At 63.4% G+C, this 23,647-nt stretch carries 15 protein-coding genes; 10 read left to right on the top strand and 5 right to left on the bottom strand.

The window, feature by feature from the left end; all coding sequences use genetic code 11:
• Positions 1-160: 160 nt before the first annotated feature.
• Together AC56LU_RS11380 and AC56LU_RS11375 are read right to left on the bottom strand one after the other, a co-directional pair.
• Entirely contained in the window at positions 161-3,460 is a 3,300-nt protein-coding gene (locus tag AC56LU_RS11380) for a DUF8487 domain-containing protein (RefSeq protein ID WP_497175708.1), read from the bottom strand.
• Between the two features lie 8 nt (positions 3,461-3,468).
• Positions 3,469-5,814: a glycoside hydrolase family 2 protein gene (locus AC56LU_RS11375; RefSeq protein ID WP_497175707.1), complete on the bottom strand. Its 2,346-nt coding sequence runs from the start codon at positions 5,812-5,814 to the stop codon at positions 3,469-3,471.
• A gap of 242 nt (positions 5,815-6,056) precedes the next feature.
• On the opposite strand from AC56LU_RS11375, the gene AC56LU_RS11370 reads away from it, so the two are divergent.
• From AC56LU_RS11370 to AC56LU_RS11335, 8 genes are all read left to right on the top strand, one after another.
• A complete protein-coding gene (locus AC56LU_RS11370) occupies positions 6,057-7,103 on the top strand; it encodes a UDP-glucose--hexose-1-phosphate uridylyltransferase (protein ID WP_497175706.1) in 1,047 nt (348 codons plus the stop codon).
• A gap of 7 nt (positions 7,104-7,110) precedes the next feature.
• The gene (galK, locus tag AC56LU_RS11365) at positions 7,111-8,274 is read left to right on the top strand and encodes a galactokinase (protein WP_497175705.1); all 1,164 of its coding nucleotides are present in this window, start codon (positions 7,111-7,113) and stop codon (positions 8,272-8,274) included.
• Positions 8,271-9,266 (top strand): aldo/keto reductase, encoded by a 996-nt coding sequence (locus AC56LU_RS11360; protein ID WP_497175704.1) that lies wholly within the window; start codon positions 8,271-8,273, stop codon positions 9,264-9,266. Before galK ends, AC56LU_RS11360 begins: the two co-directional genes overlap by 4 nt.
• 90 nt (positions 9,267-9,356) lie before the next feature.
• Positions 9,357-11,483 (top strand): putative bifunctional diguanylate cyclase/phosphodiesterase, encoded by a 2,127-nt coding sequence (locus AC56LU_RS11355; RefSeq protein WP_497175703.1) that lies wholly within the window; start codon positions 9,357-9,359, stop codon positions 11,481-11,483.
• 303 nt (positions 11,484-11,786) lie between these two features.
• Positions 11,787-13,232, top strand: coding sequence for a pilus assembly protein TadG-related protein (locus AC56LU_RS11350; RefSeq protein WP_497175702.1), 1,446 nt, complete (start codon positions 11,787-11,789; stop codon positions 13,230-13,232).
• Positions 13,229-13,690, top strand: coding sequence for a TadE family protein (locus AC56LU_RS11345; protein ID WP_497175701.1), 462 nt, complete (start codon positions 13,229-13,231; stop codon positions 13,688-13,690). The genes AC56LU_RS11350 and AC56LU_RS11345 overlap by 4 nt, the downstream gene beginning before the upstream one ends.
• Complete coding sequence (locus AC56LU_RS11340; RefSeq protein WP_497175700.1) at positions 13,677-14,294, top strand: TadE/TadG family type IV pilus assembly protein; 618 nt, start codon at positions 13,677-13,679, stop codon at positions 14,292-14,294. The genes AC56LU_RS11345 and AC56LU_RS11340 overlap by 14 nt, the downstream gene beginning before the upstream one ends.
• Positions 14,295-16,113: 1,819 nt before the next feature.
• Positions 16,114-17,250: a sensor histidine kinase gene (locus AC56LU_RS11335; protein WP_497175699.1), complete on the top strand. Its 1,137-nt coding sequence runs from the start codon at positions 16,114-16,116 to the stop codon at positions 17,248-17,250.
• A 365-nt stretch (positions 17,251-17,615) separates the two neighbouring features.
• On the opposite strand, the gene can is transcribed toward AC56LU_RS11335, so the two are convergent.
• From can to AC56LU_RS11320, 3 genes are all read right to left on the bottom strand, one after another.
• Entirely contained in the window at positions 17,616-18,284 is a 669-nt protein-coding gene (gene can / locus AC56LU_RS11330; protein ID WP_497175698.1) for a carbonate dehydratase, read from the bottom strand.
• 190 nt (positions 18,285-18,474) lie between these two features.
• The gene (gene ppsA / locus AC56LU_RS11325) at positions 18,475-20,931 is read right to left on the bottom strand and encodes a phosphoenolpyruvate synthase (RefSeq protein ID WP_497175697.1); all 2,457 of its coding nucleotides are present in this window, start codon (positions 20,929-20,931) and stop codon (positions 18,475-18,477) included.
• A gap of 6 nt (positions 20,932-20,937) precedes the next feature.
• A complete protein-coding gene (locus AC56LU_RS11320; protein WP_497175696.1) occupies positions 20,938-21,522 on the bottom strand; it encodes a glutathione peroxidase in 585 nt (194 codons plus the stop codon).
• A 112-nt stretch (positions 21,523-21,634) separates the two neighbouring features.
• Between AC56LU_RS11320 and AC56LU_RS11315 the strand changes: the two genes are divergently transcribed.
• Both AC56LU_RS11315 and AC56LU_RS11310 read left to right on the top strand, forming a co-directional pair.
• Positions 21,635-22,108: a bacteriohemerythrin gene (locus AC56LU_RS11315; protein ID WP_497175695.1), complete on the top strand. Its 474-nt coding sequence runs from the start codon at positions 21,635-21,637 to the stop codon at positions 22,106-22,108.
• 111 nt (positions 22,109-22,219) lie between these two features.
• The gene (locus AC56LU_RS11310) at positions 22,220-23,617 is read left to right on the top strand and encodes an aromatic ring-hydroxylating dioxygenase subunit alpha (protein ID WP_497175694.1); all 1,398 of its coding nucleotides are present in this window, start codon (positions 22,220-22,222) and stop codon (positions 23,615-23,617) included.
• Positions 23,618-23,647 lie beyond the last annotated feature (30 nt).

Raw genomic sequence — 23,647 nt, 5'->3', positions numbered from 1 at the left:
GATGAGGCATCATAAGCCAGCTATTTGGCAGGAAAACGGGGCGCTGGAAAGCACTCATGCAGATGATCGGTTGACCCGGATGCTGTGGTAAATCGACCGCAAAAAAAGAGGACGATCCGTGGCCGAATCGTCCTCGCAGCCAGCCGCCGGCAGCCTGCTTTTACGGTGTACTGTTCGGCCTCGGACGCCTGTCATCCATGCCCGCCTCGTCGACATCGACGCTGGCCGAGCGCGAACGGCTGTACTCCATGTCGCCTGCCAGCGCGGGCAGCTTGGGCCCCGTGTAGGACACGGCGACGTCGGCGAACGCGCTGGCGCTGTCCGCGCCGAAGCCGGACAGCGGAACCAGCCGCAGCTGGCGTGCGCTCACGGACTGCTTGAGGCGTATCGCCTGCGGATCGAAGCCCGACTTCAGCTCGGCGCGCCAGACCTCGCGCCAGGCCTGTCCATCGTCGCTGACCTGGACCGACAGCTCGCGCACGTCGCCCTCGTGGTCGCGGTGGTTCTGGCGCGGCATCAAGACCAGGCCGTCGAAGGGCACCGGCTGTGGAAACGCGATGGTCAAGGCCGTTTGGGCACGCGGGCTGGCGCTCTTCAACAGCGCGAAGGTATTCGGATCGCCGTCGATCGCCCTGGCGGCATCCGGCCAGCCGCTGGCCGTGGCCCCGAGTTTCTTCATCACGCGGGTGTCGAACAGCACGCTCCTGAATTCATCTGGCGCGATGCGGGTCGTCGGTGCGAAGGCCGGACTCGCCATGTAGTCCAGCACCGAGCGGCGCAGCTGGCGCGCGACCAGGCGCTCATCGAGGCGGTTGGCCAGGTCGGCGGTCGACACCATCAGGCGGCCCTTGTCGACCCGGGCTTCGAACAGCAGGCCCAGCTTGTAGTTGCGATTCCAGTCGTCGATCGGCTGCACGATGGGCTGCAGGCCGCGCGGCAGGCGGTCGAGGTTCATCGCGCGCGCACCTGCCACCAGTTCGGTCCACTGCCAGTCGTGGTGGCCGGCCGTGGGAAAGCCCGCCAGTGCCGGATGCGCCTGGTCGACCCAGGTGCCGAGCATGCGCCCCCAGCCCGGGCTCATGAGACGGTTCCAGAACACCGGCACGTCGGCCAGCGGCGGCGAGGTCCAGTCCAGGTCGGCCTTGGGGGGCATGTACAGCACCCTGGCGCCTTCGGCCAGCAGGCGTTCGGCCTCGTCCCATGCATGGGTGATGAAGACCCCTGCGGGGACGGCGGTATCGACCTGTCCGGGATAGAGCCAGAAGTTCCAGTCGTTCGCGATGCTGGTGCCGTCCAGGCCTACCACCAGCCGGTAGGCGCGTGGCGCGGCGAGGCCGGACAAGGCGACGTCGATCTTGCCGAGCACGGTGTTCTTCCCGGTCGCGATGTCGAGCGCCGCAAAGCGCCCCTCGCGCACCGTCTTGCCGGCGGCGTCGACGATCTTCCACCACGGCCGCGCCGCGCGCAAATCGTCCTTGCCGTAATGCGCGATTTCGACCGGCGCCACCAGGCGCTCCAAGGTACTCAAGGTCCGGCGCCCGAGGCGGGCCAGCGTCACCGTCTCGCCATTGAAGCGCCTGAAGCCCTCGGGCGTTGCATAGCCTTTCGGCTCCCAGAAGGCATCCAGCAGGCCGACCAGGGCCGTGCCCTGCCCCAGATAATCGTGCAGGTCGAGCAGCTGGTAGCCGGTGATGCCGCGCGTGCGCAGGGCCGCTTCGATCTCCTCCTTGTAGCAGGCCAGCTGGAAGGCGCCCGAGGCCAGGGCAAACTCCCCGTTCCTGTCCAACACGCCGTGCGCGCGGGCCGAGTCGCGGAAGATCTCGTAGTTCCCGGGACGCAGGTAACCGGTAAACTTGTCGATGACCTTGAAATCGGGGTAAGCGATCCACTGGCCGATTTCGTGGGTGATCACGGGTACGTTGATTCCCTCGAGAGAGGCTGCGTAATCGCGGCCGAACCAGCCGCCCTTGTTGCGCAGCGGCTTGGGGCCGATGCGCTGGACGGCCACGAAGTCGGTCCCCTTGTCGAGGTCCGGCACCACTGGCTCGGTATGCCCGGTGCCGTTGGTGTACAGGCGCCGCGGGTCCTGCGCGCGGTAGTGGGCAATCCACTTGTCGAACGACGCTTTCCAGTTGCCTTTCGGCTCGTTGCTGGGACTGAACAACAGGAAGGATGGATGATTGCCGAACGCGCGCAGCATGCGGTCGCTCTCTTCGTACAGCATGGCCTCCATCGGCGTGCCGGGCGAGACGGCGTTCCACATGCCCGGCTCGGCCTGCAGGTAGATGCCGACTTCGTCGGCCGCGGCGAAGGCAGCTTCCGGCGGGTTGTACGAATGGAAGCGCACATGGTTGATGCCCCAGGCCTTGTTGATCCTGAATATCTTCTTCCACGATGCGACGTCGGTCGGCGGGTAGCCGGTCAGGGGGAAGCCGCCGCCGTCATGCGTGCCGCGGAAGAAGGTCGGCCTGCCGTTGACCAGGATCTCCTTGCCTACCGCCTTGATCTCGACGAAGCCGAAGCGCAGCCGGCGGGCATCGTCGGCTCCCGCACCCTGCAGGCGCAGGTCGAGCTTGTGCAGCGCCGGGCTCCATTCGTCCCAGGTCTGCGCATTCTTCGGGTACTGCACGCGGAACGCGAGCTCGCCGCCGGCTTCAACCCAGCGCACCGGGAAGCGCCGGCCGTTGGCCGTCACCGTGCCGGCGCCGGCCTTGCCGCCGGCATTCCCGATGCGCAGGCGCACCAGGACGCTGCGGTCGCTCACGCGCGGGAACACCTGGGCGTCGTCGATGTACACCGGCGTGGTCGCGCGCAGTTCGAGCTTGCCGACGATGCCATTCCAGCTCATGCCCTGCGAATCGGAGATGCTGTGCGAATCGGGACGATAGTCCATCAGCATGCGGTTGTCGACACGGACACTGATGCGATGCCGGCCTGGGGCCAGCAGGCCCAGGTCGACCGTGTGCTCGGCCACCAGGCTGCGGCTGCCGCCCACCTCGCGCCCGTCGACCCATACCGTCGAACCCCAGCGTGGGCGCTCCAGGAACAGCACCACGCGCTTGCCGCGCCAATCCGCGGGCACCACGACCTCGCGCCCGTACCAGGCGGCGCCGAGGTAGTGGCGCTGCGGCTGCGCCAGGAAAGGCACTTTCACCTTGCCCGGCTGGGCATGCGCGCTGTACTGGTCGCGCAGGTGCCAGTTCTTGTCATACAGCGACAGTACCCACGGGGTCCGGGTCGAGATCTCGTCGCCGTAGCCCTGCGCGTTCAGGATGCCGGGCAGCTTGATCCGGTCCGGCAGCGCGCCCCGCTGCCAGCCCTGCGCCACGCCCTGGTCCTCGCGGTCGAGCGCGAACTGCCAGGTGCCGGAGAGATCGAGCACGTCGGCGGCATGGGCGCAGGCCGCAAGCGCCCACAAGAGAGCGGCCAGGATGGCCGACGGGAAGCGTTGATTCATCATGGTTCCTGTCATGGGAATGACTGCGCCAGCTTGCCCGCCAGCGCGCCCGATTCCGCCGCCAGGCTGGCGCGCGATCCCCGCACCCGCACCAGCACGCTGGCAATCCCGGCTTCGGTATTGACGACCGGGCTGCCGACGATCTCGGCGTCCGGGCCGGCCGTGAAGCGCACTTCCCGTCCGTTCGCGGGCACGGTCGTGCCCTTGGCGTCCAGCAGGCGGGCGCGCACGAACACCAGATCATTCTTCGCCACCGCCACGCCCATGTCGTCGAGCGCCAGCGCCAGCTTCACCGGCTCGCCTGCGGTGCGCACCCGGTGCTCGGCCACTTGGCGTCCCTTGGTGTAGGCCAGCGCCACCAGTTCGCCGGGCGCGAAGCCGCCGGTGTCGAATTCCAGCGGCGGATGCTTCAGGCGCGCATGCGTGCTGGACGGCAGAGCCTTCTTGCGCGCGACCGGCTTGCCGTTCAGGCGCAGCTCGACTTCCTCGGCATTGGTGAATACCCGCACCCGCGGCGAAGAGCCGGCCTGCCAGTGGCTGGCGATGAAGACCATCGGCCCGCCGCCCCAGCGCGCCGACGCTTCTTCCATGCTGCGCTGGGAACGGAAGAACTCGGCCGCGAACTTGGGCAGGCGCTCGATGCTCATCGCCCCCGACTCTTCCAGGTCCGGCGCGTAGCCGCGCGCGTAATCGAACATGACCCAGTAGCCGTCCGCAAAGGCCGGCGTGCTGAAGTTATCGTCATGGGCTTCGGCCACGTTGCGCGCCTGCTGCAGCAGGCGTGCTTCGCCTCCACCCAGCGGCTGGCGGCTGGAGCGGTCGGCCGGCTTGAGATCGGCCCAGGCATTCTGGTTGAAGCCGGCGTTCATCGCGTAATACTCCCAGTCGCCGTATTCCGACACGATCAGCGGCTTGTTCGGCAGCGCATGCTTGCTGCCGATCCTATGCTGGCGCGCCTGCAGGTAGATGTCATAGGTCTGCGGCACCCAGCCGGCCGAGAAGGCCTGGTCGCCCGGGTATTCGGCGTGCACGGTGTCGTGCAGGGCCTGCACCAGCGCCTTCGGCATCTGGGTTTCGTTCAGCGAGCACTCCCAGGCCAGCACGCTCGGATGGTTGCGGTCGCGCCGAACCATGTCGGCGCAGGTCCGGACCGCCTGGCTGGCAAACGCGGGGTCGGGATTGAAGAACTGCCAGCCCGGGATGCCGGGGACCACCAGCAGGCCCAGTTCGTCGGCCGCGGCCATGAAGTCCGGCGAATGCGGATAGTGCGACAGGCGCACATAGTCGAAGCCGTATTTCTTGATCAGGAGCGCATCGCGCGCATCCGCCTGTGGCGACAAGGCATAGCCGACGTAAGGGTACTCCTGGTGCCGGTTGACGCCGCGCAGCGTGAGCGGCTCGCCATTGAGCAGCAGCTTGCCGTCTTCAAAAGCCAGGCGGCGCACACCGATGCGGGTCGCCACCACGTCCTCGACGCCGGCGGCCGCTACCTTCGTTTCCATCTGGTAGAGATTGGGTTCCCTGGGCGACCACAGCTTCGGCTGGGGCAGCTGGATCGGGAGAGTGACGTGGCGGCGCTCGCCCGCCGCCAGGCGCAGCTGCTGCGCCGCCTGGGCCACCTGCCGGCCTTTCCACGTGAGCACATGGCGCACACTCACTGCCTGCTCGCGCGTCGAGGTATTCCTGACTTCGGTCTTGACCTGGACCACGGCCGCCGTCTTGTCGGCGCGGGGCGTTGTCACGAAGATGCCGCCGCCGCCCGGGGTGTTCGACAGCATTTCATCGGTGATGTGCACCGCCGGCTTCACCGTCAAGCGCACGCCGCGGTAGATGCCGCCATGCTGGATATAGTCCAGCTGCTTGAGCGGCTTGGGGCCGGTGATCGGGTTGTCTTCATTGTTGGCGCGCACCACCAGCTCGTTGCCGCCCTCCTCCTTGAGCACGTCGGTGATGTCGAAGGCGAACGGCAGGTAGCCGCCCAGGTGCTGCCCCAGGTGCCGGCCGTTGAGCCAGACGTCCGCCACGTTCATCACGCCTTCGAAGCGCAGGATGGCGCGCTCGCCCTGGCGCAGGCTCACCTGGAGCTGCTTCTTGTAGAAGACGGTGCCCTGCCAGGGCGCGGTGGGAACCCGCGGCTCGATGCGCGCGGCATGCGGCAGATCGACCTGTGTCCACGCACCCGCAGGCACCTGCTCGACGCCGGCGGCCTGGCGGGCGTCGTCGCGGTAGAACATCCATCCCGCGTTCAGGTCGATCGTTCTGGCCTGCGCGCCGCCAAGCAGTGCGCCCCAGGCCAGCAGGAAGGCGGCCGCAGCCTTGCGCACCAATCTTGCGCCGGTGACATCGAAAGAGATCATGGTGGTGTGAAATAAGCAACAAGAGCGGGCTGCCAGTCTATGTAATGCCCGGCGCACGCCGCAAGCGATATCGGCGCGTTGCGCGAAACACTCACGCACATGAGCTTTTCCCAAGCACTCATGAATATGAGCAATTTACCAAGCATGCGTTCGGGATAAGGGAAACCCTTTACACTTCGCCCTCTGGCCGGCCGCGTGCCGGCAACGCATCCTATTGATTCTTGACTCCAGCGAGGCCCTCGATGTTTGATCCCACCGACCATCCTCACCGCCGCTACAACCCGCTCATGGGCGACTGGGTACTGGTGTCGCCACACCGCGCCAAGCGCCCCTGGCAGGGGCAGCAGGAAGCCGTCGACCGCGACGCCAAGCCCGCACACGACCCCAGCTGCTACCTGTGCGCCGGCAACACCCGCGTCAACGGTGAAAAAAATCCCGACTACAGCGGCACCTACGTCTTCACCAACGATTTCGCCGCCTTGACGTCGGACACGCCGGAAGCCGCGCCCGGGCCGGACCCGCTGTTCCAGACCATGAGCGCGCGCGGCACCAGCCGCGTGATCTGCTTCTCGCCGGACCACAGCAAATCGCTGCCGCTGCTGAGCGTGCAGGCCATCGAAGGCGTGGTCGACACCTGGTGCGAGCAATCGGCGGAACTCGGCCGGACGCACCGCTGGGTCCAGGTCTTCGAGAACAAGGGTGCGGTAATGGGCTGCTCCAACCCGCACCCGCACGGCCAGATCTGGGCCACCAGCTTCCTGCCCGACCTGCCGGCCACGGAAGACCGCCAGCAGCGCGGCTATTTCGCAGAGCACGGCAAGCCGCTGCTGCTCGACTACGCCGAACGCGAGGCCGCAAGCGGCGAACGGGTCGTCGTCGAGACCGAATACTGGCTGGCGGTGGTGCCCTACTGGGCCAGCTGGCCGTTCGAGACCCTGCTGCTGCCGCGCTTCCCGGTGAAGCGACTGGAAGACCTGGACCAGGCCCAGCGCGCCGACCTGGCCCTGGCCCTGCAACGCCTGACGATCCGTTACGACAACCTGTTCCAGACCTCCTTCCCGTATTCGATGGGCTGGCACGGCGCGCCCCATTCCGACGACGATTCCGCGCCCTGGCAGCTGCACGCCCACTTCTACCCGCCCCTGCTGCGCTCGGCGACGGTGCGCAAATTCATGGTCGGCTTCGAGATGCTGGCCGAAACGCAGCGCGACCTCACGCCGGAACAGGCCGCCGCCCAGCTGCGCGCGCTCCCGGATGTGCATTACCTCCACAACCAGACCACCACCTGACAGCACGATGAACGACACTCCCCTTTCCCGCGCAAGCGCAGTTTTCCAGGCCGCCTTCGGCCAGGCGCCATCGATCCAGGTCCAGGCCCCGGGCCGAGTCAACCTGATCGGCGAGCACACCGACTACAACGACGGCCTGGTGCTGCCCTGCGCGATCGACTACCGCACCGCCATTGTTGCGCGCCTGCGCGACGACCGTATCGTGCGCGTGCTGGCCGCAGACTACGACGGCGCGGCCGACGAATACGCGCTGGATGCGCCGATCGAGCGCCTGGAGGCGCCGATGTGGGCCAACTACGTGCGCGGCGTGGTGCGCGAGCTGGTGCAGCGCGGCCTGCCGATGCAGGGCATGGACCTGGCCATCGCCGGCGACGTGCCGCAAGGCGCGGGCCTGTCGTCCTCCGCCTCGCTGTCGGTGGCGGTGTGCCGCCTGTTCGCCACCCTGCCCGGCTTCGAAGCCTTGAGCCCGGTCGACATGGCGCTGGTCGCCCAGCGCGCCGAGAACGATTTCGTCGGCTGCAAGTGCGGCAACATGGACCAGATCAGTTCCGCCTGCGGCGTGCAGGACCACGCCCTCATGATCGACTGCCGTTCGCTCGAGGTCGAGCCGGTGCCGATCCCGGGCAATGCCGCCATCATGATCTTCAACTCGCACGTCTCGCGCGGACTGGTCGACAGCGCCTACAACACCCGCCGCGAGCAGTGCGAAGCCGCGGCCCGCCACTTCGGCTTGCGCGCCCTGCGCGACCTCGACCTGGCCACGCTCGAATCCCGCGCCGCCGAACTCGACCCCGTCGTGCTGCGCCGCGCGCGCCACGTCGTGACCGAGAACGACCGGGTGGCGGCAGCCGCGCAGGCGCTGGCCCAAGGTGACCTGGCGCGCATGGGCGAGCTGATGGCAGCCTCGCACGCCTCGATGCGCGACGACTTCGAGATCACCGTACCCGCCATCGACCAGCTGGTCGGCATCGTCAAGGACGTCGTCAAGCACGCGGGCGGCGTGCGCATGACCGGCGGCGGTTTCGGCGGCTGCGTGGTGGCGCTGGTGCCGCACGCACTGGTCGACGCCGCGCGCGCGGCCGTGCAGCAGTCCTACACCGCCCCCAACGGCCAGCCTGCGACGATCTATGTCTGCCGCGCCGCCGCCGGCGCCGGCGTCATCAAGCCATGAGCTGGCAGGCCGCCGGGGACAGGTACGGCGCCTTGCCCTACCGCCGCTGCGGCCGCAGCGGCCTGCGCCTGCCCGCGGTCTCGCTCGGCCTGTGGCACAACTTCGGCGGCCAGGATGACGCCGGGCGCCAGCGCGAGATCGTCCGCACCGCCTTCGACCAGGGGATCACCCACTTCGACCTGGCCAACAACTACGGCCCGCCGCCGGGTTCGGCCGAAAGCAATTTCGGACGCATCCTCAGCCTTGACCTGCAGCCCTACCGCGACGAGATCGTGGTCAGCACCAAGGCCGGCTACACCATGTGGCCCGGTCCCTACGGCGACTGGGGCAGCCGCAAATACCTGGTCGCAAGCCTGGACCAGAGCCTGGAGCGCATGGGCTTGGAGTACGTCGACATCTTCTACCACCACCGGCCCGACCCGGGCACGCCGATCGAAGAGACGATGGCGGCGCTCGATCACATCGTGCGCAGCGGGCGCGCGCTCTACGTCGGCCTCTCGAATTATTCCGGCGAGCAGACCCGCCTGGCCGCGGCGGAACTGCGCAGGCTCGGCACGCCCTGCATCGTCAACCAGTCGCGCTACAGCATGTTCGTGCGCGGGGTGGAAACCGACCTGCTGCCGGTACTCGCGCAGGAAGGCATCGGCGGCGTCGCTTTTTCCCCGCTGGCGCAGGGCCTGCTGACCGACCGCTACCTGGGAGACCAACTGCCCGGCGATTCGCGCGCCGCCGGCAGCGCCGGCTTCCTGCGCAAGGAGCACCTCACAAGCGAGCGGCTGCAGGTCGCGCGCGCCCTGAACGCCTTCGCCGCGGCGCGCGGGCAGTCGCTGGCGCAGCTGGCGCTGCGCTGGGTGCTGCGCCAGACTGCGGTCACTTCGGCGCTGATCGGCGCCAGCAAGCCGGCGCAAGTGCTCGAGGCGGTGCAGGCGGCAGCGATGCCGGCGCTGGAAGCGGCCGACATCGACGCGATCGAGGCCATGCTGGCGGGCTGAGGCAGTTTACCTCCACCCGTGCCGTTCCCTTGTTGAACAGGAAAGCCGTGCTACCATCGTCCGTCAAGACGATCATTCCGTTCAGCCGCCATGACTTCCCGTACTGCCGCGGACCTGCAGCGCCGGCTCGACGACCTGCTCGAGCACTTGCCGGCGGGTGTCGTCGTGCACGGCGTCGACGGCCGCATCCTGCACGCCAACCGTCTCGCCTGCGAACTGATCGGACGAAGCCTGGCGCAACTGTGCGGCACCGAATCGGATGACAGGGCCTGGCGCTTCCTGACTGCCGACGGCAACCCCATGCCATCGAAACAGTTTCCCGTAAATATTGTGCTGCGCACCGGCCATGAGGTGACGCAGCAGGTGATCGGCGTCATGGATAGTGCCGCGGTGCCGGTACGCTGGGTGATCTGCAATGCCTATCCCGAGTTCATCGACAAGCACGTGCTGCACCGCGTCGTCGTCTGCTTTACCGACTGCACCGCGCTGAAGGAGGCCGAGCAGCGCCTGCAAAAATCGGAAGAGCGGCTGCGCCTGGCACTGCTCGGCTCGACCGATGCGCACTGGGATTATGACCTCGTGAAAGACGAGATCTATTATTCCGAGCGCTGGTGGACCATGCTGGGCTACCAGCCTGGCGAGCTGGCCTACGATACCGGCCACTGGCTGGACTTCATGCACCCGGACGACAAACCGGGCCTCATGCGCTTCTGGCACGACCTGCTCCGCGGCCAGCGCGAAACCTACAGTGTCGAGTGGCGACTGCGCCATCGCGACGGGCACTACGTGCCGATCCTGTCGCGTGGCTTCGTTACCCGCGACGCCGCCGGCAAGGCCCTGCGCGTGTCGGGCACCAACACCGACCTGACCGAGCGCAAGCAGGTGGAGCAGCGCATCTACGAGCTGGCCAACTTCGACCACCTCACCGGCCTGCCCAACCGCCGCCTGCTGGTGGAGGAGCTGGACAAGGCGCTGGCGCGCAGCCAGCGCTCGGGATGCTTCGGCGCCGTGATCTTCCTCGACCTCGACAACTTCAAGCTGCTCAACGATACGATGGGCCACGACTTCGGCGACATGCTGCTGCGCCAGGTGGCGGAGCGCCTGCGCCACACGGTGCGCCATTGCGACCAGCTGGCGCGCCTGGGCGGCGACGAATTCGTGCTGGTCCTGGAAGATCTCGCCGCCGAGGAGCAGGAGGCAGTGTCCGAGGCCCGGCATATCCTGGAAAAACTGCAGGCCACCCTGGACCAGCCCTACTACCTCGATGGCCGGCTGTTCATGAGCACGCCGAGCATGGGAGTCGCGCTGTTCGACGGCGCCACGACCGGCATCGAGACCGTGCTCAAGCAGGCCGACATGGCCATGTACCGCGCCAAGGCGGAGGGGCGCAATACCGCGCGCTTCTTCGACCCGGGCATGCAGGCGTCGGCCGAGCACCAGGCGGCGCTCGAGCACGCACTGCGCGAAGGTCTGTCGGCACGCCAGTTCGTGCTGTACTGCCAGCCGCAATTTTGCAGCCAGGGCCGCCTGGTGGGCGCCGAAGTGCTGGTGCGCTGGCGCCGCAGCGATGGCGCCCTGATCGGACCAGACGAGTTTATCGGCCTGGCGGAGTCCTCGGGCCTGATCCTGCCGCTGGGCCAGTACGTGCTCGAGGAAAGCTGCCGTGCACTGTCACGCTGGCGCACCGACCCGACCCTTGGCCGACTCGAACTCGCGGTCAACATCAGCGCGCACCAGCTGCGCAGCGCCGACTTTACGGACCAGGTGGCCGATATCCTGCGGCATAGCGGTGCGCCGGCCGGCAAGCTGTGCCTGGAGCTGACCGAAAGCGTGCTGGCCCAGAATGTCGCCGAGGTCACCGAGCGCATGCATGCCCTCTGCGGCCACGGCGTGCATTTCTCCCTGGACGACTTCGGCACCGGCTATTCCTCGCTGGCCTACCTGAAACGCTTCCCGCTGACGGCCCTCAAGATCGACCGCTCCTTCGTGCATGACGTGCACCTCGATCCGGACGCCGCGTCGATCGTCGAAGCCATCATCGCGCTGGCGCGCACGCTCAAGCTCGATATCGTGGCGGAGGGCGTGGAGCACGAGGCACAGCGCATTTTTCTGGTGAATGGGGGGTGTGGGACCTTGCAGGGGTATTTGCTGGGGCGGCCGGTGCCGATCTGGGAATTCGAGCAGATGTATAGCAGCGCGGGGATTGGGCATGCGTGAACTTCGCAGTATGCGTGAGCCACGGCGTTGAAGTGGTGGCAGGACGCGAGCTGCGCTCGCGGGGTCGTTCATTTCATTCGGCATCTCGGGATTGCCCCAAGTCAATGATTGACGGATTGCGCTCGATACAATCACTCCGTCAGCGGTGTGCTCCATCAACTGAAATTGGGAATCGACGAGGAAGGCATGGTATCGACGCGACACCCATCAGGCTGGCAGTCCCCCGGCACCAATAGAATGGCACGCGCTAACGATTGTCGCGTGACAGACCACCATGTGCGGCAGCGGGGGGCATTCGCAGTCATGTCCGGCCCGCTCCTGGTCGTGATTGTTGCCATGTGCGGCCTGGCGCTGGATGCAGGCAGGGTATACAACCGCCAGGTGGAACTGAGCGGCATGGCAAGAGCTGTGGCACTGGATGCAGCAAAGCAGCTCGACGGCACCACGACCGGGATCGCAGCGGCCCAGGCAGCAGCCGCAGAAACGGCCAACCGCTTCAAGTACAAGTATGGCCTTTCGATCATCTGGCAAGACAGCGCGCTCAAGTTCAGCACGGCATCCAGCCGCTCGGGAACCTGGATGAGTGGTGCTTCGGTTGCAGACGCCCCCACCGTTCAATACGTCAAAGTGGATACCGCAGATCTCGCCCCGGAAGTGGGCAAAGTTGAAACCATGCTCATCCACCTCTTTACAGACATGGATCGCACCGTCGTGATCAATGGCAGTGCCGTCGCAGGCCGCACCGGCGTCGATGTGGTTCCGATTGCCATCTGCGCCATGTCGGATAGCCCGGCGGCTGAGCGGGAGAATCCCGACCTGGCGGATAAGGAACTTGTGGAGTATGGCTTCCGCCGCGGCGTCAGTTACGACCTGATGCAGCTCAATCCGAAGGCTAAGAACCCTGCGCGCTTCCTGATCAACCCCATTGCTGCACCGGGAACAACCGGCCAGCCTTTCAATACGTCGGTTATTCCTCCGTTCGCCTGCGTCGGCACCACGTGGCTTCCCAGCCTTTCGGGCGGCCTCCTTCGTGTATCACCGCTCCCCGACACGTCTCCGCTCAATGCCATCTACACGTCGCTCAATTCGCGTTTCGATACCTACACCCTGAGTAGCTGCCACCATAGCAGTGCGCCTCCGGATGCGAACGTCAAGCCGTATCCATATGACAAGACGGGTGGCGCTCCATGGATGGTTCCTGCGACAGGCAAGCCCGCTGCATTCAGCACGACCGAGCGTGGCTGGCTCGAAACCATCGCCGATATCCCTTCACCGGGGACGAATCTGCAGAACTTGAGCGCAGGCTCATATGGCCCTCTCTGGTCCTATGCCAAAGCAGTCAAGTACGCGGCCTATGTGCAAGGAGATCCTGAGCCAGACGAAGGCTATGCGACCTTCGCTCTCGACGACTGGGGAAAGCTGTACACGCCAAGCGTCTCCGCAAAAAACTATCCTCAAGTCTATTCTTACAGCACGCCATACAATCCTGTCGGCACCGCCAACCCCACAACGGCAGCCCTGCCCGCATCCGCGCGAAAGGAATTTGCTACCGCTTCAAGACGGGTGCTACATATTCCCCTGCTCTCCTGCAGCGCTGGTGTGCCATCAGGCTCCAATAGCAGTGCGACGCTGGCTGGAATTGGAAAATTCTTCATGACCGTCCCTGCCACCAAGGACTACCTCATTGGCGAATTCGCAGGAACAGTGCCCGAGTCATCCCTTTCTGGTCCAGTGGAGCTATTCCCGTGAAACCGACAATGCCGGAATCCCGCCGGCGCCAACGCGGCGCCTCGGCAATTGAAGCGGCACTGCTCCTTCCCATCTTTATCATTGTTCTCTGGCCGCTCGTCCTGTGGGCCCAATACTTGTGGCATTACACCGTCGTGCAAAGGGCAGCGCAGGACGCCGCGCAATTTATCTCAACTGTACCCCAGGTCGAAATGAATTCGAAAATCCTTGCAAGCCGGGCCAGAAACGTCGCGGAAGAGATCGTCAGAAGAGAACTTTCCGACCTTGCGCCTGTAGACGAACTTTCCGAACCGGCAGTGGAATGCGACGACTTGGAATGTGGAACCGTGGCAACGGTACCGGAAACGGTCAGCGTAGTCGTCTCCTTCGATTTTTATGACCGCATCTTCAATACTTACCTCGGTCCCAGAGGCTTGACGATCGAGGCTAACATTACCATGCGTTATGTCGGCAAATAACCCATTACGAGCGTTCCGGCGTCGCAAGGCGCAGGGCGGGACAGCGGCGGTCGAGTTTGCTCTGCTGGCGGTGGTCTTCTTCACGCTTGTCTTCGGCATCATCGAAGTCGCCCGACTGATGTACGCCTACAATACACTGCACGTCGTGACGCGCCGCGTCGCACAGGCCGCCGCCCACGTCTACCCGCTCGAAACGACCCGGATCAACGAGCTGAAGTACGCTGCAATGTTCCGCAACTCGCCAGGTGAGCTCATGCTGGCGGCGCCGGTCTCCGATCTGCATATCCGCATCGAATACCTGGCTCTCACCCGTAGCGGCAATTCCGGCGCGTTGACGCTGACTCCCGTCGACACGGCCAGCTTGCCACCCAATGCCGCGCAACATCGGCAGTTATGCATGAACAACCTGAACGCTCCCAACTGCGTGCGCCTGATTCAGGTCAGCATCTGCGACCCAAGCGACAGCCGCGACTGTCAACGGGTCCGGTCGAACATGATGCTTCCCCTGGTCGACCTGAGGGTGGCCCTGCACAGGGCAACTTCTATCGCAACACCCGCGTCGCTGGGGTATGTACCAGGGGACTCGCCCTGTCCATGCCCATAGTGTGCCTGGCGACCTGGCGTGGAGCGTTGAACGCTCCACGAGAGGGGCGATGCGGCAGGTCAGCGCCAGCCTAATGAGCAGTATGCGCCCGCGCCCGCCGATCCACCGCCGCGAGCCGCCGCCGGAGGAGCGTATTCCTCGAAAGCTGCCATCATGCGCCGTCGCTGAAATACTCATCGGCCCAGCGCAGCGAGCACGACTCCTCGTCTTGATGACAGATTCCTCCCCCCTTTCCATACAGCCATTCGACAATCGGTCAACGATTGTTGAACGATTGTTCAATCGGGATTTGCTTGCTTCCCAACCCAATTGAACGATCGTTGAATGATCGTTGATCGACCGTGCGCCGTCTGGGCTCCAGTGCGGGGATTGGACATGCGTGACAAGGGTGGCACGGAGCGGCGGTAGGCTTGGCAACATTCGTCGGAGCCAAAGTGGTGGGAGGACGCGAGCTGCGCTCGCGGGGCGCCCGCCTTGCGGGCGCAAAGTGGGGATTCACCCACGTTCCGCGGGCCGCGGTTCGCGAGTACGCGAAACCCTTCGAATCTACCGCCTTGGCGACACCCGCAGGGCCCGCAGGGGCCCTGCTCGTCTCCGCAAGTTACAAAAGAAAAAGCCACCTTGCGGTGGCTTCTTCTTTTGCAACTTGGCGGAGACGGTGTCCGCCATCTCTCCTATGAAGAATGGCGATTTTCTGGATTTACCCACACTCTTACCCACACGGCTAGTTGGCAGGATCTTCTCCTTGGTCAGGCACAAGTTTTCGCGACCCCGACTCGTCCCTATCATCATCTACGGGTTTGCAAGCTGCGGCTAGCGGTATAAGGCTGCAGGTCGACTTTGCAGCTCATAGGCAAGCGCTGGCGGAAAGGCGCGACGACATCTCGTGATAGGCGACAGCCGGGGGTGAATCGGCAAGGAGTTTGTCGGCGCCGCACTGCTGCAGGTCGTCGAGGGTCGGCGCCTGCAGTGGGGCTAGCGGGTTAGGCATCAAGAAACCGGTTCCGAATTGCTGAGAAACCAATCCTGAACCTGTTTCACGGCCAAAACAAGCAAGAACGTTTGGATGATAGTACAAGTTATCATCGAAGGGTGCCGGCCCAAGGCCGACCATTATCATCAAGCTGCTGGGTCGCCAGCGCGAATCCTGCCGGTTACTCGCGACGCCGGCGACGCAGCCCCCAAGCCGCTAATATCCGCAAGCAGCAACGCTAGGCTGCCAGGCTCTAGAGTTTGGCAGCTAGCTCTGTGAATGTGACCGTGATTCCACTGCTCCAAATTCCTCTCTCGCCAGCTGCCGTATAAGACACATAACCAGCAGCAGTGGAAGGAACTCGACTAGAGTTCCTATTCATGAGAGCCACGAGCGACCGTGTGGGCGGTTTTTAATATCGTGACATCCTGCAGCGGTTTCTGGTTTTCCGGCTCAATCTGACGGATGCGCTGCTGCTCTGCGGTGAGCGGTTTACCGATACCTCGCTGCCCATCTCACTCGGCACCGTACTGCTCAAACCAGCCCCGAATCACGCTCGGTCCAATATCCATGCTCTCGCTAACGTGCTGTACGCTCAGCCCCGCTCAATGAACATCCGGGCCACTTCTAACTTCAGGCTTAGCCCGAAGTTTCGAGGTTTTCTTGACACGCTTAACTTCTCAGATGGTGGATTGTCCACCTATGGAGGTTTCCGGGCAAATTAGACCACAGCAGTTGCAGGTTTCCTGCATAGCATGACTATATCTTCTGCATTGTTCTGCATTGATATACACTTTACGTCAATATTTCAGAGAAACAGCCAGGTAACAGTCTTCTTGAGGCGCTATGAATATGGGTGATGTGCACCTGAGCTGTGAAACCACCAGCGCGCCAAGCCAACTCGCCGGCTTACGAGAAGGCGTATTCGAAAAATGGGCTATTAGTGTACGGGCGACGATTCCTGCGGCTTCACAGATCATCGGCGAGGTGACAACTGAGCCTTTGGTAAAGTTCTTCGACGAGATTCTCGTTGCACTGGCGCAGGCTGAGTCCAACGATGCCAACGGCCGGGTTAATAGCACGATTTCGCTCCATGGTCGTGAGCGAGCCAATTCGACGGCGTATGGTCCGAGGGAGTTGCTACAGGAGTTCCAGTTGTTTCGTCAAACCTTGTTCGAGGTAATCGACGCTAGCAGCCTGCGCTTGCTGCCGGGCGAACGGGCCACCATTGCGCGCACTGTCGATGCCGCCGCGCTGGAAGCGATAGACGCCTTTGCGCTGGCTCAGAAAGAAATAGCAGAAACGTTTATCGCCTGCCTGGCACACGATCTCAGGAACCCCCTAAATGTTGCAAATGCTTCGGCGCAACTCATCCAAACCAAATCGGCGGACGACGCGGTGTTGAGACTTGCTCGGCGCGTGTGCGCCAAACTCATCAATATCGACGAGATGATCGGGACCCTGCTCGATGCTATGGTGGTCAACGGTCGGAAAAAACTTCGGCTGAAGATCGCTCCGTTTGACATGAAACTGCTCGTCGATGAGGTTGCTGCGGACATGGGGTCAGCCGGCTCCCCGATCGTCAGCAGCGGAGAGGCTGCGCCGGGTTTCTGGTGCCGTGCTTCGATAAAGCGGGTCCTCGAAAATCTTATATCGAACGCCCAGAAGTACGGAACCCAGGCTCTACCCATCAAGGTCGATATCGGGACGACTTCTGGTAAATTGGTACTCTCCGTGCACAACGAAGGTCCTGCCATACCGGCGCAGGAGATGCCCCGCCTGTTCAGTACCTTTCATCGCCTGGCCGACGTCGACATCAAAGGCTGGGGCTTGGGTCTCCCGCTCGTTCAGCTCGTGGTTGAGAGCCACGGTGGCGGCGTAGCCGTCGAAAGCACTGCGAGCCTCGGCACCACGTTCACCATCGAACTTCCGCTCGATTGCCAAGCTTACGCGCCAGAGTTATTGAACAGAACCTCTGCATGAGCCAGGCACTTTACAACGGAATGCTCAGTACTCTAGCTTGATGGGAAGTAGGCTAGACAGGTCTTGGCAGAGCACACATATCCACATTTTCAGTGGATAACATTTCTAACAAGGCCGTAGGAAGCAGCAACCATGCGGGTCTACTGGCCTTGCCTCTAAAACAGGCAAGGCCGGCAACGCATTGGGTAACGGTAGCTACCTTCAACGATAATACGGATTATCATCTAAAGGTAAGCGTTTGCAGTGCCAGCTGACAACGCCATGCAGCTCTCAAATGACATACCTCCTATAATGTCGAATAGCTTATGCTTTCCGTCAGGGTGCCATAACCTGCATTTGCCATAGGCTCACCTCTCATCTGATAGTTACGGAACATCTGGTTTGCAACGCTTGGTAACCAGTGCCAATGCATTGCGATGCCCTTCCTCCCATTTTCCCGGACCGCTCAGACCTTGTCCAATCTGGTGCAGTAAGCCATCGCATACATCGTAGACAAGTCCATGTACTTCAAATCTCTGCCCACGGGCCCAGGCCCGGCGCACAATGGTCGTGCGACAAACATTCGCCACCTGTTCGACCACGCTCAATTCACACAGGCGACGCGCACGTTCCTCGTCACCCGAAAGCCCACCAAGCAGCGAGCCATGGTGCAAAGCGATGTCCTCCACATGACGCAACCAGTTATCGGCCAGCCCTACCGACCGCCTCTCTGCTACGGCCTGGATGCCGCCACACCCGTAATGGCCTACCACCATGACGTGCTCAACTTTAAGCACTTCGATCGCATACTGAAGCACCGACAGGCAGTTCAGGTCCGTGTGCACCATCAGGTTGGCGATATTTCGATGAACAAATACCTCGCCGGGACGCAAGCCAAGGATTTCGTTCGCCGATACCCGGCTGTCGGAGCAACCAATCCACAGATAACGCGGTGCCTGCTGCCTCGACAGGCGTGAAAAAAACTGACTGTCCTCCTCCAGCATTCGTTCCGCCCAGGACCGATTGTTCGCGATGAGGTGAGCTAGACTGGACATCGTTACCTGCCTTCCGAAGTGTTACGGTTGGTGAATCGCGCGCCAAGCGCTATCAATCACTGCTGTAGCTGCTGCGTTACCCCGTCCGAAGTGGTCCTTGTCAGGTGGCGAAACGACCCGGCATGCCGGGTCGTTAGCCTGCAAGTATGTCGGCCTCGAAGTCGACCATCGCCGGAATAAGCGAACGGTCTTACTCGATCGCCTTGCTCATTGCTAAGCTTTTCCAGGTATCGATTACCGAGTCCGGGTTGAGCGACATCGATTCGATGCCTTCGCTCACCAGCCACTGCGCGAAGTCCGGATGGTCCGACGGCCCCTGGCCGCAGATGCCGATGTACTTCCCCTTTGCGCGGCAGGCCTTGATCGCCAGCGACAGCATCGCCTTGACCGCCGGGTCACGCTCGTCGAAGTCCTTGGCCAGCAGCTCCATGCCGGAGTCGCGGTCCAGGCCCAGGGTCAGCTGGGTCAGGTCGTTCGAGCCGATCGAGAAGCCGTCGAAGAACTCCAGGAACTGCTCGGCCAGGATGGCGTTGGACGGCACTTCGCACATCATGATGACGCGCAGGCCGTTTTCACCACGCTTCAGGCCGTACTTGGCCAGCAGGTCGATGACCTTCTCGGCCTGGCCCAGGGTGCGGACAAACGGGATCATCAGCTCGACGTTGGTCAGGCCCATGTCTTCGCGCACGCGTTTCATGGCCAGGCACTCCATCTCGAAGCTCTCGGCGAAGTCTTCGGCCAGGTAGCGCGCAGCGCCGCGGAAGCCCAGCATCGGGTTTTCTTCGTCCGGCTCGTAGCGCGAACCGCCGATCAGCTTCTTGTACTCGTTCGACTTGAAGTCGGACAGGCGCACGATGACGGGCTTGGGCCAGAAGGCCGCCGCGATGGTGGCGACGCCTTCGGCCAGCTTGTCGACGTAGAAGGCGCGCGGTGAAGCGTGGCCGCGTGCCACCGACTCGACCGCTTTCTTGAGGTCCACATCGATGTTCGGGTACTCGAGGATCGCCTTCGGGTGCACGCCGATGTTGTTGTTGATGATGAATTCGAGGCGCGCCAGGCCAACGCCCTTGTTCGGCACCGACTGGAAATCAAAAGCCAGCTGCGGGTTGCCGACGTTGAGCATGATCTTGGTCGGGATCGGCGGCAGTTCGCCGCGCGAGACTTCGGTGATCTCGGTTTCCAGCAGGCCGTCGTAGATCTTTCCTTCATCGCCTTCGGCGCACGAGACGGTGACAAAGGTGCCGTCTTTCAGCACGTCCGTGGCATCCCCGCAGCCGACCACCGCCGGCACGCCCAGCTCACGCGCGATGATCGCCGCGTGGCAGGTACGCCCACCGCGGTTGGTGACGATCGCCGAGGCGCGCTTCATCACCGGTTCCCAGTTCGGGTCGGTCATGTCGGCCACCAGCACGTCGCCCGGCTGCACACGCTCCATCTCGCTCGGGTCGTGGATCACGCGCACCGGACCGGCGCCGATCTTCTGGCCGATGGCGCGGCCGTGGGTCAGCACGGTGCCCGAGCCTTTCAGGCTGAAGCGCTGCTGGGCGTCGGTGGACTTCTGCTGCGACTTGACGGTTTCCGGACGCGCCTGCAGGATGTACAGCTTGCCGTCGCGGCCATCCTTGCCCCACTCGATGTCCATCGGACGGCCGTAGTGGTTCTCGATGATGACGGCGTACTTGGCCAGCTCGACCACTTCGGCGTCGTCCAGCGAATAACGGTTGCGCATCTCGATCGGCACGTCGACGGTCTTCACCGAACGGCCGGCTTTCGCCTCGTTGGTGAACTCCATCTTGATGAGTTTGGAGCCGATGTTGCGGCGGATGACCGGCAGCTTGCCTTGTGCGAGCATCGGCTTGTGCACGTAGAACTCGTCCGGGTTGACGGCGCCCTGCACCACGGTCTCGCCCAGGCCGTAGCTTGAGGTGACGAACACCACGTCCTTGAAGCCCGATTCGGTATCGATGGTGAACATGACGCCGGAGGCGCCGGTGTCCGAGCGCACCATGCGCTGCACGCCGGCCGACAGCGCCACTTCGGCGTGGGTGAAGCCTTTATGGACGCGATAGGAGATGGCGCGGTCGTTATAGAGCGAGGCGAACACGTGCTTCATCGCTTCCAGCACGTTGTCGATGCCGACCACGTTCAGGAAGGATTCCTGCTGGCCCGCGAACGAGGCGTCCGGCAAGTCTTCGGCGGTGGCCGAGGAGCGCACGGCGAACGAGACTTCGGTCTCGGAACCGGCGACCAGGCGCTCGTAGAATTCGCGGATCTCCTGTTCCAGGCGCGGCTGGAACGGGGTGTCGACGATCCACTGGCGGATCTCGGCGCCGGCGCTGGCGAGCGAACGGACGTCGTCGATGTCGAGGCCTTCGAGGCGCGTGGCGATGCGCTGGCCCAGCGATGGGCCGCCTTCGCTATGGTCGAGGAAATCGCGGAAGGCGTCGGCCGTGGTGGCAAAGCCGCCCGGCACGCGCACGCCGGCATTCGCCAGCTGCGAGATCATCTCGCCGAGCGACGCGTTCTTGCCGCCGACCGACTCGACGTCGGTCATGCGGAGGTTCTCGAACGAGGCCAGGTAAACGCGGCGCAGTCCGTTAATCGAAGAATCGGGCTTCGTTCGCCCTATATTGAACAGCTCAGTCATGATTGCTCACCCTTGTACATGATTGGACTTGCGATCGGCGCTGGCGCTCAGCTCGCGCTCGACCGCCTCGACCAGTATCGGGTGATCGGGTGCAACGTCAGGGCTGAAGCGTGCGGCCACCCGGCCGTCACGCCCGATCAGGAACTTCTCGAAATTCCAAAGTACACCTGCAGGGTCGGACTGCTGGTAGCCGTATCCCGCCAGCTTGGCACGCATGGCGCCGTTTGCCGGATCGATCGCTTGCGGCTGCAGGCGTGTCAGCGCGCCGTACAGCGGATGTTGCGCTGGGCCGGTAACTGCAATCTTTTGCCCGAGCGGGAAGTCGACACCGAACTTGGTCTCGCAAAACTGGGTGATCGTTTCGTTGTTGCCAGGTTCCTGGCCGCCAAAATCGTTGGCGGGAAAACCCAGCACGACGAGGCCCTCTGCGCGCCGGTCCGCGAACAGCTTCTCCAGGCCTTCGTACTGCGGCGTAAGCCCACATTGGGATGCCACGTTAACGACCATTACCACTTTCCCGGCATAGTCGGCCAGCGTAGCTTCGCTGCCGTCCATCAGCCGGAACGGTATGTCGACGACTTGTGTTTCCATCTTTGGACACTCCTCTCTGATTGCAATTGCGGATAAGCTGTAAAGCTATGCTACCATTTTGCTAGACACTTTTAGCAAAAGTGTCACATCTTTTAATTGGGAGGTCGATTACATGACAGCGAACAACGAAGAGAACTTCACCTGGTCCGACCGGTTCCTGATTGGCCACGAGGCCATGGACGCTACCCACCGCGAGTTCGTCGACATCGTCGGCGCCATGTTGTCGGGGCCCGACAGAGAACTCAGCCAGCTGCTCGACACTTTCGCGGACCACGCCGAACGCCACTTCGAGGAAGAACGCAAGTCGATGCTCGCGACCGACTTCCCCGCCGCCCAGTGCCACATCGACGAACACAGCGCGGTGCTTGCGTCGGTACACGAGGTTCGCGCACTCATGGCGGCCGGTGGAAACCAAGCGACCTGCCGCGCCCTTGCGCGCGAACTGAGCCGCTGGTTTTCCGGCCACGCCGACTACATGGACGCCTCGCTCGCCCAATGGCTGGTGAAGAAGCGCACCGGCGGCATTCCCGTCGTACTGCGCCGCAGCAAATCCGCGGGCGCACCGGTGGAGCCGGCCCAACACTGATCCGCGTGCGTCAGGTTCCGGCTAAATAAATTTGTTGGGATCGCATCCATTTGTTGAACATACTTCTTATTTGTGTACAATTAAGAAGCGGGCAAAACAAAGGAGACAATGATGCACCAGAATGCCGAAACGAGACTGCGGGACGGGACAAGGATCTCGGACCTGATCAACCATGAGACACGCGAGGTCAAGGTACGGACCCTGTCCGATCCGGAGTTGTACGAACTGGAGATGGAGCGGATCTTCGCCAAGACCTGGATCTTCCTGGGCCACGAGACCGAAATTCCGAACAAGGGCGACTTCATCACCCGCGACATGGGTTCCGATGCCGTCATTGTCGCGCGCGACCGCGACAACGAGATCCACGTTTCCCTGAACGTCTGCCCGCATCGGGCCATGAAGGTGCAGACCCACGACGCCGGCAATACAAACGTTCACATGTGCATCTACCATGGCTGGGCGTTCAAGCCGAATGGTGACTTCATCGGCGCCCCGGTCGAGAAGGAATGCATGCACGGCAATATGACGCCGAAGGACCAGTTGGGCCTGAAAAAGGCGCGCGTTGCACTGTACGGCGGCCTGATCTTCGCTACCTGGAACATCGAAGGCCCGAGCCTCGAGGAATTCTTCGGCGACGCCAAGTACTATTTCGATACCCTGTTCCTGCGTACCAAGGGCGGCCTCGAGGTCCTCGGCCCGCCGCAGCGCTTCCGCCTGAACGCCAACTGGAAAACCGCCTGCGAGCAATCGGCAGCCGACGGATTCCATACGCTCACCCTGCACCGCTGGCTCGCCGAGGTCGGCCCTTATGCGAAGAAGCCGGACGCCGAGGGCAAGGGCGCCGACCTGTCGCCCGAGATGTACGGCAGCGAGGTCTGGACCGACCATGGCCACGCCATGCGCTGCATCGACCTGGACCGCAAGATCGTGCGCCTGACCGGCAAGGATCCGGCCGAGCTGTCGCCAGTCGAGCGCCTGAAGGCCCTGCCCCCGCCGGGCATTACCTCCGAGATGGTTTCCGAACTACTGGAACGCTTCGACGACGGCCAGCTCAAGCTGATGTCCTGGCGTCCGCCGCAGGTCGGCGGCTTCTTCCCAAATGGCCTGTTCGAGTTCATCTACCTGCCGCAGCCGGACGGCACCATCGTCGGCGCCTGCGCGCTGCACGCCTACATCCCCAAGGGACCGGACAAGCTCGAGTTCATGAACTGGATCTTCGCCGAGAAGGACACGCCGCCGGAACTCAAGGCGCGCATGCTGCGCCAGTCGGTCCAGATGCTCGGCACTTCGGGTATGGTGGAGATGGAAGACTCGGATACCTGGCCGCACCAGACCGAAGTGGCCAAGGGCGCGGTCAGCAAGACCCTCACCCTGAAGTACCAGGCGAAATTCGACAAGGGCGCCCCGGAAGGCTGGCCTGGCCCCGGGCATGTGGGTGACGGCTTCACGAAAGACGACACCCAGTGGGCATGGTGGAAGTACTGGCACGAGCTGATGACCGCCGAATGAGCAATCAGCCCGACACCACACAAGACCATC

This window comes from Telluria sp. PB2R4 (assembly GCF_059685695.1).
Note: the sequence above shows the minus strand (reverse complement) of the source record. Positions and strands in the feature narration are given on the sequence as shown.